Origin of the sequence: Paenibacillus sp. P22 (assembly GCF_000469945.2) — a bacterium.
Taxonomy (GTDB): Bacteria; Bacillota; Bacilli; order Paenibacillales; family Paenibacillaceae; genus Paenibacillus_O; species Paenibacillus_O humicus.
Window position 1 is genome coordinate 1 of record NZ_CBRA020000157.1, and the last position, 13,860, is coordinate 13,860.

The 13,860-nt window shown below is 62.0% G+C and carries 10 protein-coding genes and 1 pseudogene; 4 read left to right on the forward strand and 7 right to left on the reverse strand.

Annotated features, from left to right (window positions below; translation table 11 throughout):
• Nucleotides 1-234: 234 nt before the first annotated feature.
• Complete coding sequence (locus tag BN871_RS19850) at nucleotides 235-525, reverse strand: DUF3817 domain-containing protein (RefSeq protein WP_048748481.1); 291 nt, start codon at nucleotides 523-525, stop codon at nucleotides 235-237.
• Nucleotides 526-653: 128 nt separating this feature from the next.
• Nucleotides 654-1,568, reverse strand: a complete 915-nt coding sequence (locus tag BN871_RS19855) for an AraC family transcriptional regulator (RefSeq protein WP_021882073.1) — start codon at nucleotides 1,566-1,568, stop codon at nucleotides 654-656.
• Between the two features lie 142 nt (nucleotides 1,569-1,710).
• Between BN871_RS19855 and yicI the strand changes: the two are divergent.
• Nucleotides 1,711-4,126: pseudogene (gene yicI / locus BN871_RS19860) on the forward strand (alpha-xylosidase).
• Between the two features lie 131 nt (nucleotides 4,127-4,257).
• Here the strand turns inward: yicI and BN871_RS19865 are convergent.
• The 4 genes from BN871_RS19865 to BN871_RS19880 form a co-directional block, all read right to left on the reverse strand.
• Nucleotides 4,258-5,172 (reverse strand): ABC transporter substrate-binding protein, encoded by a 915-nt coding sequence (locus BN871_RS19865; protein WP_048748482.1) that lies wholly within the window; start codon nucleotides 5,170-5,172, stop codon nucleotides 4,258-4,260.
• A 23-nt stretch (nucleotides 5,173-5,195) separates the two neighbouring features.
• Nucleotides 5,196-6,215 (reverse strand): iron ABC transporter permease, encoded by a 1,020-nt coding sequence (locus BN871_RS19870; protein WP_048748483.1) that lies wholly within the window; start codon nucleotides 6,213-6,215, stop codon nucleotides 5,196-5,198.
• On the reverse strand, nucleotides 6,216-7,220 hold the full coding sequence (locus BN871_RS19875) for an iron ABC transporter permease (protein WP_048748484.1): 1,005 nt from the start codon (nucleotides 7,218-7,220) through the stop codon (nucleotides 6,216-6,218).
• Between the two features lie 131 nt (nucleotides 7,221-7,351).
• Entirely contained in the window at nucleotides 7,352-8,995 is a 1,644-nt protein-coding gene (locus BN871_RS19880) for an AraC family transcriptional regulator (protein WP_048748485.1), read from the reverse strand.
• A gap of 418 nt (nucleotides 8,996-9,413) precedes the next feature.
• Here BN871_RS19880 and BN871_RS19890 point away from each other — a divergent pair, with 418 nt between their 5' ends.
• The 3 genes from BN871_RS19890 to BN871_RS19900 all read left to right on the forward strand — a co-directional run bounded on the left by BN871_RS19890 (nucleotide 9,414) and on the right by BN871_RS19900 (nucleotide 13,233).
• On the forward strand, nucleotides 9,414-10,394 hold the full coding sequence (locus BN871_RS19890; RefSeq protein ID WP_048748489.1) for a sugar ABC transporter permease: 981 nt from the start codon (nucleotides 9,414-9,416) through the stop codon (nucleotides 10,392-10,394).
• Nucleotides 10,395-10,408: 14 nt separating this feature from the next.
• Nucleotides 10,409-11,311, forward strand: coding sequence for a carbohydrate ABC transporter permease (locus BN871_RS19895; protein WP_048748486.1), 903 nt, complete (start codon nucleotides 10,409-10,411; stop codon nucleotides 11,309-11,311).
• 182 nt (nucleotides 11,312-11,493) lie between these two features.
• Nucleotides 11,494-13,233, forward strand: coding sequence for an ABC transporter substrate-binding protein (locus BN871_RS19900; RefSeq protein ID WP_232313213.1), 1,740 nt, complete (start codon nucleotides 11,494-11,496; stop codon nucleotides 13,231-13,233).
• Between the two features lie 440 nt (nucleotides 13,234-13,673).
• Here BN871_RS19900 and BN871_RS29295 read toward each other — a convergent pair.
• Nucleotides 13,674-13,860: hypothetical protein (locus BN871_RS29295; RefSeq protein WP_232313211.1), on the reverse strand; the 187-nt coding region annotated here is incomplete at its 5' end.

A 13,860-nucleotide genomic window follows, 5' to 3' on the forward strand; every position in this document is an offset into this window, starting at 1 on the left:
TGATCAGCAGGCCGCTTGCCATCGTGCTGCGCGGCGATGTCCGCTTATCGCGATTCCGGCTTCAATAAAGCTTGCCAAAAGGCTTGGAAAATAAGGGCTGTACCCGGAAAAGGCGCGACGCTCCGGATACAGCCCCTATTTGGCTTGCCGTCGCGCCGCAATTGGAAAAAAAAGCCGCCTGCCAGCGGGAGGGCTGACAAGCGGCGTCCTGCCCCTTGCGTCGGAACAGGCAGCCTACGGATTTTTGCGGATGCGCGAGTCGAGCACGAACGTGCCGAAAGGGATGAAGGCGGCTGCGACGGCGCCGGCCACGCGCGCCAGCTTCCAGCGGGCGACGATGACGGCATGCAGAAGGGCGAACATATACAGGACGAACAGGGCTCCGTGCGCGCCTCCTACGATCGTGACTCCCGCATGCCAGTCTCCCCAATATTTCAGAGGCATGGCGATGAAGAGCAGGATCAGAAAGGACGAGCCTTCGAGCAGGCTGATGAGACGGAAGCGGCCGACGGCATTGGTAAGCATAGAGAGCCTCCTAGACGGTTTCTTGGACATAAGGCGTCCCTAGGTAACACGCTCGGAGGGGGGCGCGGTTTCGCTCTAATCGGCAGCAAATGTGACAACTGTGGGTCGGAAGGCATCGCCAGCGCGGCTTACCGCTCCGGATCCCGCCGGCGGCGGAAATCCGATGGCGAGCTTTTCATAACCGCTTGGAAGCTGCGGATGAAGTAGCTGACGTTGTCGAAGCCGGTCTCCAGCGCGATGTCGGCGATCCGGCGGTCCGTCTCCCGCAGCAGCAGCGCGGCCTGCCTGATCCGGTACGCCTTGATGTACCCGATCGGGGTCTGGCCGGTCATGCCGCGAAAAAAGCGGATGAACTGCCCTTCGCTGAGCGGGATGAGGGCGGCAAGCTCCGCGATTCGGATCGGCTGGCCGCAATGGACCCGGATATGCTCGATGACCCGCTTGAGCCGCTCGACCTTGAGCGCGTCGCCTTCGGGGGAGCGGGCCGCTTCGTGATGGATCCGCCGGTCCGCCGCTTCCCCGCCCGCATGCAGGACGGCCAGCATCATCAGCAGCCGGCCCTTCACCTCGGCCTCGTATCCGGGCTTCTGCTCCCGGCAAGCCCTGCGGATGGCCGCGAGCTCCTTCAGCAGGCTGCTTCCGAGCCCGGCATCGGGCATCGCGCGGCGGGGGAACGTCGCGGAGCGGTCCCGCAGCGGCTGGATCAGCTTCTCTTCTACAGCATCGTAGACGGCTCCGGACAGCAGCGCGGGATCGAATACGAGCGCATAGAAGCTGCATCCATGGGAACCGCTGGCATGCCCGGCATGCAGCTCACCGGCGTCCACGAACGCAGCCTCGCCGGCCTGGAGCACGAGCGTGTCCACCCCGACCTGGAACCGCACCTCGCCCTCCGCCACATAGAACCATTCCATCTCGTTGTGCCAGTGCGCGTCGACGACATGCTCGCCGGGACCGTACCGGTATTCATAGCTTCCGAACAGCCTTCCGGCTCCGTTCCGGACGTTCTCTTCCTTGAATAAGCTCCGGTCGAGCTCTTCCATGTTCCCCGCTCCTTTGAAGGGTATGGGCAAGACATCAGAATTGTGCAATAAAACGCGCGATTATATGCAAGATTCATCCTGATTGCCGCCGTATACTGTTATTATAACGCTTACAATTCACGGGATAAAGGATGGATGCGAAGTGAAATTCACGGACGGAAATTGGCTGATCCGGGAGGGCTACTCCGTAGAAAGCGCCATGCAGGTTCACGATTGCCGTGCCGAAGACGGCGTGCTGACGGCATACGCCTCCACGACGCCGCTGGCGGGACGGGGCAGCATGATCAATACCCAGCTGCTGACGATCCGCTTCCACTCCCCGCTGCCGGGAGTAATCGGGGTCAAGCTGACGCATTTCGAGGGTGCCGTCGACCGCGGGCCGCATTTCGAGCTTCATGGCGGACATATAGCCGGAGCCGGACATGAAGCCGGAGCCGACACGACAACAGGAGCCGACACGACAACAGGAGCCGACACGACAACAGGAGCCGCTGCCGGGCATGCCTCGATTACAGAGACGGACGCGTATGCGGAGCTGAGTAGCGGCGGCCTGAGCGTGCGGATCGACAAGGGCGCGCAGTGCTCGGTATCGTTCTTCCGCAGCGGCGAGCGCCTGACCGGCAGCGGCTTCAAGTCGATGGCCCATGTGACGGGTCCGGCCGGAGAAGCCTATATGCGCGAGGAGCTGGACCTGTCGGTCGGGGAGCTCGTATACGGGCTCGGCGAGCGCTTCACCGCCTTCGTGAAGAACGGCCAGGCCGTCGACATCTGGAACAAGGATGGAGGCACGAGCTCGGAGCAGGCGTACAAGAACATTCCTTTTTACCTGACCAGCAAAGGCTACGGTGTGTTCATCAACGATCCGGGCGCGGTCTCGCTGGAGGTCGCCTCGGAAAAGGTGAAGAAGGTGCAGTTCAGCATTCCCGGCGAATCGCTGGAATACTTCGTCATCGACGGACCGACGCCCAAGGAGGTGCTCGGCCGCTACACGCACCTGACGGGCAAGCCGGCGCTGCCGCCTGCCTGGACGTTCGGGCTGTGGCTGTCGACCTCGTTCACGACGGAGTATGACGAGGCGACGGTGAACGCCTTCGTGGACGGCATGGCGGAGCGGGACCTGCCGCTGTCGGTCTTCCATTTCGACTGCTTCTGGATGAAGGAATTCCACTGGACGGACTTCAAATGGGACGAGAGGGTATTCCCGGATCCGGCCGGCATGCTGGCGCGCCTCAAGGAGAAGGGACTGAAGATCTGCGTCTGGATCAATCCGTACATCGGACAGCGGTCGCGGCTGTTCGAGGAAGGGCGGCGCAGCGGCTACCTGGTGCGCAAGCCGAACGGCGACGTCTGGCAGACCAATCTGTGGCAGCCGGGCATGGGGCTGGTCGACTTCACGAATCCGGATGCCTGCGCCTGGTACGCCGGGTACCTCGACGAGCTGATGGACATGGGCGTGGACAGCTTCAAGACGGACTTCGGCGAGCGCATCCCGACGGATGTCGCCTACCATGACGGCTCCGATCCCGAGGGCATGCACAACTACTACACCTTCCTCTACAACAAGGTCGTATTCGAGGCGCTGGAGCGCAAGCTCGGCCGCGGCGGGGCCGCTGTGTTCGCCCGTTCGGCGACGGCGGGCGGCCAGCAGTTCCCGGTCCACTGGGGCGGAGACTGCTACGCGGATTACGAGTCGATGGCGGAGAGCCTGCGGGGCGGGGCTGTCGCTCGGCCTGAGCGGCTTCGGCTTCTGGAGCCACGACATCGGCGGCTTCGAGAACACCGCCCCGGCGCATGTGTTCAAGCGCTGGCTGCAGTTCGGCCTGCTCTCCACGCATAGCCGCCTGCACGGCAGCACGTCGTACCGGGTGCCTTGGGCTTATGACGAGGAATCCGTCGAAGTGACGCGGACGTTCACCAAGCTGAAAATGAAGCTGATGCCTTATCTCTACAGTGTTGCCGTCGAGGCGAAGGAGCTGGGCGTGCCCGGCATGCGCGCCATGCTGCTGGAGTTCCCGGACGATCCGGCTGCGGAAACGCTGGACCGGCAGTACATGCTGGGCGGCTCGCTGCTGGTCGCGCCGGTATTCTCGGAGTCCGGCGACGTCAGCTATTACGTGCCTGAAGGCCGCTGGACCTCGCTGCTCACCGGCGAAGCCGTCGAGGGCGGACGCTGGCGCAAGGAGCGCCACGGCTACCTCAGCCTGCCGCTGCTCGTGCGGCCGAACACGCTGCTCGCGCTCGGCGCGGTCGACAGCCGTCCGGACTACGACTACGCCGACGGAGTGGAGCTGGCGCTGTACGCGCTGGAGGACGGCGCGAGCGCGGACGCGGTCATATGCGACACATCCGGAGCGGTGCAGCTGAAGGCGCAGGTCAGCCGCTCGGGCGGCCGCCTCGAGCTGCGCGCGAGCGGTTCCGGCAAGCCGCTGCGCCTCACTTTGCACGGAGGAACCGGCGAGATCGCAGAGGTTGCCGGAGAAGGGGCGCGGCTTGATGATGGAGCCGTCGTCCTGGACGGCTTCGCTGGAGAAGCGTCAGCCGTCATCATCTTGCGCTAACCATTCCATCGTGACCGGAAGAACTTTTCAGCTCCCCACGATCAGGAGTCGGAAGCCTGAGTTCATCTGACCTGTCTCCGAATGGGAAAAAGGCCCTTTAAGCGCAGAAGCACACTTAAAGGGCCTTTCGTTTATTCCGCGAACAGCTTTGCGGCGTCGTCCAGCGCCATTTTATGGCCGAGCGAGGAGTAGTCGAGCCATTTTTGCCCGTCGAGCACATAGACATGCTTGTTCTGAACGGCCTTCAGGCTCTTCCAGAGCGGATTGCTCTCGAGCAGCCCATAGTTTTTCTTGGCTTCGCTGCCTTTGCTGACGATGACCAGAATCGCGTCCGCATCGAAGTCGGGAAGCACTTCCTGGGAGATGACCTCGTAGGCTTTGTCGATCTTCTCGACGCCGTCAGCGGGCTGCAAGCCGAGATCGTCATAGAGCAGCGGGCCGACAGGACGTTTCATGCCCATTACGCGCAGCTCCTTGGCGGTCATCCGTACAGCCATGACCTTGGCATCGGCGCCGAGCCTGCTCTTGATCAGCGCGCCGACTTCGTCCTTCTGTTTGTCGTAATCAAGGATGAAGTCTTCCGCCTGCTGCTGGCGGCCGACATGGCCGGCAAGCTCCCTCAAATGATCCTTCCAGGTTCCTTTATCGGGATTGATGCTTACCGTGGGAGCGATCTGCTCGAACTTGGCGAGATCCGGACCGGAGTAGGTCTCGTCGATGAAGATCGAATCCGGCTTCAGCGCCAGCACGGCTTCCATATCGGGCTCGGTCACGACGCCGAGCTTCTGCACGCCTTCGAGCCGGTCCTTCACATGGGGCAGGAAGTCCTTGACGTCTCCGCCGACGACGGAGCCGGCCGGAGTGAGTCCGAGCGCGAGTAGATTGTTGGTGATGTGGATGGACATCGAGGCTATGCGGCCGGCTGCCGCCGGAGAAGCGGATGGAGATGGAGAGGATGCAGGCTCGTTTGCAGCATTTTGTCCGCAAGCGGTCAGCAGGATGAAGGCAAGCAGCAGAGAGAGAAAGGGAACGGCTTTTTTGAGCATGGTCGTTGTCAAACCTCCGAAAGTCACTTTTTGGGACGGAACAAAAGATAAAGGAAATAGGGGCCGCCGAGAGCGGCGGCGACGACTCCTGCCGGCACGGGGCTGGGCTGGAACAGCGAACGGCCGATCGTGTCCGCGCAGACCAGAATCACCAGGCCGACAAGGGCGGTCAGCGGCAGGAAATGCCGGTGCCGCGGCCCTGCCAGCTGCCTGGCGATATGGGGGGCGGCAAGGCCGATGAAGCCGATGCCGCCGGCCATCGCGGCGCTGGCGCAGGAGAGGGCTACCGCCGCAGCGAGCAGCAGCAGCCGGCTGCGGCCTACCCGGCTGCCGAGCCCCTTGGCCAGATCGTCCCCGAACGAGAAGGAATCGAGCGTCCGGGAGGCCATATAGATGCAGGGCACGAGCACGGCGATCCAAGGGAGCAGCGTCCAGACGTGGATCCAGTCCCTTCCCCAGACGCTTCCCGCGAGCCAGCGCGCCGTGAACGCGTAGGTGTCGGGGTCCAGGCGGAGCGAGAGGAACAGCGTCATCGCGCTCAGTCCGGCTTCAATGGAGATGCCGGTGAGAATGAGCTGGATCGGCAGCAGTCCGCGGCCGCGCTCATAGGACAGCAGGAAGACGAGGACGGCTGCGGCGGTGCCCCCGATGAAGGCGAATGCCGGGATCAGGAGCGAGACCGGCCCGTCCATCGTCCGGAAAAAAGAAACGAAGACGATCAGTCCGAGCGCGGCTCCGGCATTGATGCCGAGCAGGCCCGGATCGGCGAGCGAGTTGCGCGACGCTCCCTGGAACACGGCGCCGGCGACGCCAAGGCCGATGCCGGCCAGCATCGTGACGAGAATCCGGGGCAGCCGGTACTGGAACAGGATCAGCGATTCCTCCGCGGTCCCGCCGCCGGCGAGCGTTCTCCATACGGCGGCGGGACTCAGCGATATCGTTCCTGTGTTGAGGCTGACGGCAGCGGCGACGGCCGCCAGAGCCAGCAGGCCGAGGCCTGACAGCAGCGCCCGCCGGGAGCGGCGGTCCGCAGGAAGCCCCATTTACAGCTCCCTCCTTTCCTTGCGGGACAGATAGAGGAAGAAGGGGACGCCGACCATCGCGACCATCGCCCCGATGGCGAATTCCCGCGGAGGCTGCACCATGCGGGAGGCGAAGTCGGCCCATGTCAGCAGAATCGCGCCCAGCAAGGCGGAGAAGGGCAGAATGAGCCGGTAGTCGACGCCGATGAGGCGCCGGGCGATATGCGGAACGACAAGGCCGACAAAGCTGATGGAGCCTGCCGCCGATACGGAAGAGCCGGCCAGCAGGACGACTGCCGCCATGGCCAGCACGCGGATTCTTCCGGTCCGCAAGCCAAGATTGACGGCCGCTTCCTCGCCAAGGGACATGAAGGTGATTCCCCGTCCGAGCGTGAAGCTCCAGACGAGAGCGGCGAGAATGACAGGGGCGAGCCACTGCAGCTGTTCCCAGCGGATGCCCGCCACCCCGCCGGCGTACCAGAAGGCCAGATCCTGGCTGAGCTGATAATGGATCGCCATCCCGGTGCTCAGGCTGTGGATCATGGCGGACAGGACCGCCCCGGCCACGGTCAGCTGCAGCGAGGCCATGCCTTTGCGCGCCAGCGATGCCAGCATCACGATGATGAAGGTCGCCGCCGCCGCGCCGGCGAAGGACAGGCCCATCAGCGCGCTGTAGCTCAGCATGGGCCGCCAGGCGAAGCTGAGTACGACGGCCAGCGAGGCTCCCGCATTGATGCCCAGGATGCCGGTGTCGGCGAGCGGATTGCGGGTGACGCCCTGCATGAGCGCGCCGGCGGCAGCCAGCGCGCTGCCGACGAGCATGGCGCCGAGAACGCGGGGCAGCCGCAGGCCGTGAATGATCTGATGGGAGGTCGAGGACGGATCGTACCGGAAGACGGCATCGATCACGACCCCGGCCGTGATCGACTTGGCGCCGTAGGACACGGCCGCGATCGCCGTAACGAGCAGTCCGGCTGCGGCAGCCGCGAACCATAGGACCACGGTCAGCTTGCGTCGGAATTTCATGGGAGCGGGGAGCAAAGCCTCCTTCAGATGCAATTGATATCGAGAATCATTATCATCGATGGACTATGCCCAGTATACCAATTCCGGGAGCGGTGTACATGACACAAATTCAGGCATAAAATGGACTTTTTTTAGAAATGGGTTTTGCAGGAGCCGAGCCGCGGCAGCAGCGAGGCTAATTCCTCCAGCTGCCGGACAATCATGGAGGGGGCATACAGAATCCACATGCCCCAGTCCAAAAAAGCAAAACGGCCGGAGCGGATGGCGGGATGGGATGCCCAGAACGGATTGGCGGCGATATGCTCCTCGAGCTCGATCCGGTCCTGAGGCGTTTCGGTGAATAGAAACAGGAAATCGGCTTCGTAGCGGCGGATTTCGTCGGGTGTGATCGAAGTCCAGTTGTGGCCGGTCCCCGGCGGATGAAGCCGCAGCTGTTCCTGGACCCGGTCCGGCGCGGCCAGCTCCAGCGAGCGGTAGAAGGCATGCCCGATATTGCGGGAGCCGTATATACGCAGCTCATGACGCCGGGCCGCGCACAGGGCTGTCGTCCCGCTGCCGATGATCTCCCTGGCTGCCCTGCGGGCCGCTTGCGCCGCCGCGTCATGGGCGTCGTGCCAGGCTTGCGCCGCCGGCTCCCGGCCGACGAGCGCCGAGATGTCCTGCAGGTGGCGGTAGATGTCGCGGCTGGCCCAGGGGATGCAGGCGATCGGGGCGATGTCGCCCAGATGCTCCCTCGCCTTCGGAAGCACGTTGTCCTTGCAGAGGATGAGATCCGGATCCAGGCGCAGGAAATCCTCCCGTCCAGCCTCCCACGGGTCGACGGCATGCTCCGGCAGCCGGAGCGGCGCGATCCCCCGGGGCATGTGCCGGTGCAGCTGCCCCGCGCACGGAACGACGCCAAGCGTATATAGATGGTCGGTATACGGAGCGGACAACGAGACGATCCGCTCCGCCTTGCGGCGGGCGAACGCCTTGGGCGGACTGCCGGCCGTCGCCTTGAAGCGGCGGCTGAAGTAGAACTCGTCGGCATAGCCGATGTCGGCCGCGATTTCCCTGACCGACATCTCGCCTTCCATTATAAGCTCCTTCGCTTTGTTCATCCGCAGATGGGTCAGATAGGCGACAGGGGTCTTGCCCATCAGCTGCTTGAACACCTGCGAGTAGTAGGCGGGATGGAGGCCGGCCATGCCGGCCAGATCCTCCATGCGGACCGTCTCGCGGTAGCTGGCCCGCATATAGTCCGCCGTCTGGAGCAGGCGGGCTTCGAGGGCGTTCCGGGCCGCCGGCTTGGCGCCTTCGAGCAGAATGGCCAGCAGATCGTGCATGTGCTGCTGCGCCGCGTACCGTTCCCGTCCGCGCGCTTGTGCGCCCTTGGCCGCCAGCAGGAGCATGAGCCGGCGGATGCGGGCGGGAGCGAGCTGCAGCGGACCTTGCAGGGGGAAGCCGGTCTGGCGGACGAAGGAACGGCTGTCGCCGTTTTTGCCGCTCAGGAGGAACAGGTCGAAGGCGATCCATACCATCTCAGGCGGGGGATCGGCCTGCAGCCGCAGCTTCAATACCGTGCCGGGGGCGTACAGGAACAGCGAGTCGTCGCGCAGGGCGGTTGTGACGCCTGCAGCCTGCAGCTCTCCCTCGCCCTTGCGCACGTACAGGAGGATGAAATGCGACACCGGCCTGATGCCATCCGCCCAGTCGGGCGGGACCGGGGAGGCGCACGCCTCCTCGATTTCAAACAAAGCCCCCTTGAGGAAGCTTTTGCTCAGGGCTGCGAACATGTCGGACCGGCTCCTTTCCATGCGCGTGGATGCTTGTTGATGCTTGCGGATGCTTGTTAATGCTTGTTAATGCTTGTTGATGCTTGTTGATGCTTGTTGGGGCGTATGGATGCTTGTTGATACAGGCGGATTCTTGTTGATGCTTGCGGATGCTGCGAGGGCCATGAATCAGCCGGTAGCCGCCATAAATGCCTACAGCTTATCACATGTCCCGGGAGCGAGCCAAAGGAAGAAGGCTGGGAAGAGCGGGAATGCGCTTTCAGAAATCTCTAATTTTGACCTGATTTTCGCTCCGATCCCTCCGGTAGGAAGGCCCGGGTGAATGCGTTACCATGAATGGCATAGGGAAACAAGCAAGCGCGGAGATGCCCGGGAGCAGCTGCCGGAACGCCGCGGAAGGAAAGGAAGGATGGAGCTTGTGAAAGCGCTGACAGAAAAACATCCGGCTGCCGGTCCGGATGGAGCCGCATTAGCCGCAAGCTCGGGCCCGGCCCGGTTCTGGAAAGTAATGAAGTCCCAGAAGTACTTGTATTTCATGTCGATGCCGTTCGTAATCTGGGTGTTCGTGTTCAGCTACATGCCCCTCTGGGGTTGGACGATGGCGTTCCAGGATTTCAAGGCCGGAAAGACGTTCGGCGAGCAGAAATGGGTCGGCTTCAAGCATTTCCAGGAGCTGTTCACCGACGAGCGGTTCTATCTCGTGCTGCGCAACACCTTGGCGATGAGCCTCATGGGCCTGATCGTAGGCTTCGTCGTCCCAATTCTGTTCGCGGTGCTGCTGAACGAGGTGAAGGGCCGGCTGTTCAAGCGGACGGTGCAGACGATCTCGTATCTGCCCCACTTCGTCTCCTGGGTCGTCGTAGCCGGCATCGTGACCAAAATGCTGTCGACCGACAGCGGAGCCGTCAACAACCTGCTCATGTGGCTTCATATCACGGACGAGCCGATCCAGTTCATGGCCAAAGGCAACTGGTTCTGGAGCATCGTGACCGCCTCCGACCTGTGGAAGGAGCTCGGCTGGAGCGCGATCATCTACCTTGCGGCCATCGCGGGCATCGATCCGGAGCTGTATGAAGCTTCGAGAGTGGACGGAGCGAACCGGCTGCGGCAGATGTGGCATATTACGCTGCCGGGCATCCGCACGACGATCTCGGTGCTGCTGATCATGAGCATCGGGCATCTCATCAGCATCGGGTTCGAGAAGCAGTTCCTGCTCGGCAACAATCTGGTCAAGGATTACTCGGAGGTGCTGGACCTGTACGCCCTCAATTACGGGCTCAGCCTGGCGAGGTTCTCCTTCGGCACCGCGATCGGCATCTTCAACTCCGTCGTGAGCATCTTCCTCCTGTTCCTGGCGAACGGCGTGCTGAAGAAGGTCACGAAGGAAAGCATCATGTAAAGGGGGGACCAACGATGAACAAGGCTTTCAACGCCACCCGCGGCGAACGGGCATTCGACGTCGTCAATATTCTCATCATGCTGCTGCTCGTCGTCGTCACGCTCTATCCCTTCCTGAACGTGCTGGCGATCTCGCTGAACAACTCGCAGGATACGGTCCGAGGCGGCATCGGCCTCTGGCCCCGGCAGTTCACGCTGGAGAACTACAAGGTGATCTTTGCCTACGAGGGGCTCCTGCAAGGATTCAAGGTTTCCATCTTGAGAACGGTCGTCGGCACCGTGCTGGGCCTGCTGAGCGCCTCGATGCTGGCCTTCACGCTCAGCCGCGCCGACTTCCAGGCGCGCCGCTTCGTCTCGGTGTTCCTGGCGCTGACGATGTACTTCTCCGGCGGCCTGATTCCGGTCTACATCCTGATGCGCGACCTTCATCTGATCGGCACGTTCTGGGTGTACGTCCTGCCCGGAATGGTAGGGGCGTTCAACGTCTTCGTCATCCGCTCGTTCATCGACGGTCTGCCGTTCGCGCTGCAGGAATCGGCCAAGCTGGACGGGGCGAACGACTTCACGATCTACTGGCGCATCATTCTGCCGCTCGCCAAGCCGGCGCTCGCGACGATCGCGCTCTTCCTGGCGGTCGGGCAGTGGAACGCCTTTCTCGACACCTATCTGTACAACGGCTCCAGCGAGACTTGGACGACGCTGCAGTACGAGCTGATGAAGGTGCTTCAGAGCACGCAGCAGGGCGGCGCCAACATGCGGACCAGCAACGAGGACATGACGAAGCTGATGAACCAGGTATCGCCGGAATCGATCAAGATGGCGATCACGATCGTGGTGACGGTGCCGATCCTGGCGGTGTACCCGTTCCTGCAGCGGTATTTTGTCGGCGGCATGACGCTTGGAGCCGTCAAGGCCTAAGGCTTCGCCGGGCCTTCCGCGAAAGGCGGGCCGGCCGTTCCGGAGACACCGAAGAATGGCCGGCCGCACAGCGCTTATCGTCTTTCGGGGAGCCCGTTCTTCATAGAGCAAGATGAATGCGTTTACTTTCCATCGTTTTCAGACGGCTTTTTCAGACCACTAGGGAGGTTATGAGCTTGAAGATGTTAAAGATGAGACAAACGAGAGCGACGGCCGTGCTGGTGCTCGCCGGCGTGCTCGCCGTGACGGCAGGCTGCTCGGGCAGCAACAACAATGGCGCAGGCAATTCCAACGTCGCGGCGACATCCAATACCCAGGGCGAAGCGGCGAACGCGGATGCCGGCAAGCAGGATCTCAAGCCGGTGACGTTCAGCTTCTTCGGAGCCGATGCGAGCCCGAACTGGAACAAAATGCAGGATGAAGTCGGCAAGGTCATCACCGAGAAGACGGGTGTCACCATCAAGGCCGAGTATGCGGTATCCGGCGGAGCCACGGACAAAATCTCCTTGATGGCGGCGAGCGGCCAGTACCCGGATATGGTGTTCGCCAAGGGCGACGTCGACAAGCTGGTCGACGCCGGAGCTCTGATCGACCTGACCGATCTGATCGACAAATACGCTCCGAACCTGAAAAAGGTATACGGCAAATACATGCAGCGCCTCAAGTACAGCAAGGAAGACACGTCCATCTACGTGCTCCCGAGCAACGATTCCATCGACCAGACCTACTTCGACGCCGGCGGCGGCTTCGAGCTGCAGCAGCGAGTGCTGAAGGAGCTCGGCTATCCGCAGATCAGGACGCTCGAGGACTACGAGAACGCCCTCAAAACCTACTATGCCAAGCATCCGACGACAGACGGCAAGCCGACCATTCCGCTCACGCTGGACACGGATGACTGGCGCATCATGATTACCGGCACCAACCCGGCCTTCCTGGCTACGGGCCTGCCCGACGACGGCGAATACTACATCAATCCGGACACCTACGAGGCTTCCTTCCATATCCGCCGTCCGGAAGAGAAGGAATACTTCCGCTGGCTGAACAAGATGTTCAACGAAGGGCTGCTGGACAAGGAAGCGTTCGTGCAGAAGAGCGACCAGTACAAGTCCAAAATCGCCAGCGGACGCGTGCTCGGCCTGATCGACCAGGAATGGGGCTATGGAGACGCCGAGAACGCAATCAAGAGCAAGGATGAGGGAGCCTATACGTACGGCCACTTCCCGGTCACGATCTCCGCGGACGTCAAAGACCACAGCTTCGCTCCGACGGGCTTCATGGCGGGTTACGGCATCGCCATCACGAAGGATTGCAAGGATCCCGTCCGCGCGATCCAATTCCTCGACTGGATGGCTTCCGACGAAGGCCAAGTGCTGCGCAACTGGGGCATCGAAGGCAAGCAGTACAACGTGGAGAACGGCATCCGCGTCATTCCGGCCGATATCCAGAAGCAGAAAACCGAGGACAACACGAACTTCACCAAAAATACGGGCATCGGGCTGTACTTCGTCTTCGGGCCTCACTACGGCGACGGCGTGAAGGATCCGAGCGGCAGCTACTACACGACGAACTTCCCGGATCAGATCGTGGCGGGCTACACGAATGCCGAGAAGGAAACGCTCAAGGCATACGGCGCCACGACATGGAAGGACCTGTTCCCGAAAGAGACCGAGTTCAAGGAGCGTCCATACGGCGCGGCCTGGAACATTCCGGCTCCTTCCGATTCGGACTACAACGTCATCTTCAAGAAGGCGGAGGACATCATCTGGAAGAAGATTCCGGAAGCGGTGCTCGCCAAGCCGGCCGACTTCGACAAGGTGTATGATTCCATGCTGAAGCAGCTGGACGACGTCAACCTCGGCAAGATCGAGAAGATTTATACCCAAGCGGTCAAAGACCGAGTGGAGCAGTGGTCGGCCAAGTAATTCCGGCCGCGTCCGAGGCAGCCGTCCCGATTCGGGGAGGGCTGCCTTCGGGTCTTTTTATCCCGGGAGAGAGAGAAAGGCATGGCCCGCTGTCAGGTGAAAGCGGATCTTCGCCAGGCACGGAGAGGGCAGGCTGAGCCGCTGGCGGCGGCGGAATTTTCCGTTTACCTTTGTAAGCGGTTGCCTTACGATACGGTCTAAGACTATCTTTTTCATGGATCGAAAGAGAGGCATCCGCAAGTGAGACAAGTTATCCGGCGGATCGGATTCCGCTTCAACAACCTTCGGMTTCAAGAGCCAGCTTGTTCATCGCCTTCCTGATCGTCGTGCTGATTCCATCTTCGTCACCGCTGTCGGCACATGGAAAACGCTGCCGTCCGGGTTGATAACGACGCCTGTCGTAATCCGGTTCGGATCGATGCCGTTCCGGAAGGGCGATGTTACTTAGGCGCATATCCGCTCAGCTGCCCGAATCTGGCCGTCTTGCCGCTATTCGTGAAGGTCAGGTCGAGATCAACCGGGCTAACCAGCAGTTCGTAGCCTTGCTCTGCCGCTTTATTCTTAGCGGCTGCCTGCTCGACGAGGCGCCGACGAACACCGAATAACGCTGCTCGTCGCGGTTCTGGT

What these genes read in the sequence shown, in the direction of transcription:
- BN871_RS19850 (WP_048748481.1), bottom strand. Translation starts at nt 525, where the DNA reads ATGCTTACCAATGCCGTCGGCCGCTTCCGTCTCATCAGCCTGCTCGAA.
- BN871_RS19855 (WP_021882073.1), bottom strand. Translation starts at nt 1,568, where the DNA reads ATGGAAGAGCTCGACCGGAGCTTATTCAAGGAAGAGAACGTCCGGAAC.
- BN871_RS19865 (WP_048748482.1), bottom strand. Translation starts at nt 5,172, where the DNA reads ATGCTCAAAAAAGCCGTTCCCTTTCTCTCTCTGCTGCTTGCCTTCATC.
- BN871_RS19870 (WP_048748483.1), bottom strand. Translation starts at nt 6,215, where the DNA reads ATGGGGCTTCCTGCGGACCGCCGCTCCCGGCGGGCGCTGCTGTCAGGC.
- BN871_RS19875 (WP_048748484.1), bottom strand. Translation starts at nt 7,220, where the DNA reads ATGAAATTCCGACGCAAGCTGACCGTGGTCCTATGGTTCGCGGCTGCC.
- BN871_RS19880 (WP_048748485.1), bottom strand. Translation starts at nt 8,995, where the DNA reads ATGTTCGCAGCCCTGAGCAAAAGCTTCCTCAAGGGGGCTTTGTTTGAA.
- BN871_RS19895 (WP_048748486.1), top strand. Translation starts at nt 10,409, where the DNA reads ATGAACAAGGCTTTCAACGCCACCCGCGGCGAACGGGCATTCGACGTC.
- BN871_RS19900 (WP_232313213.1), top strand. Translation starts at nt 11,494, where the DNA reads ATGTTAAAGATGAGACAAACGAGAGCGACGGCCGTGCTGGTGCTCGCC.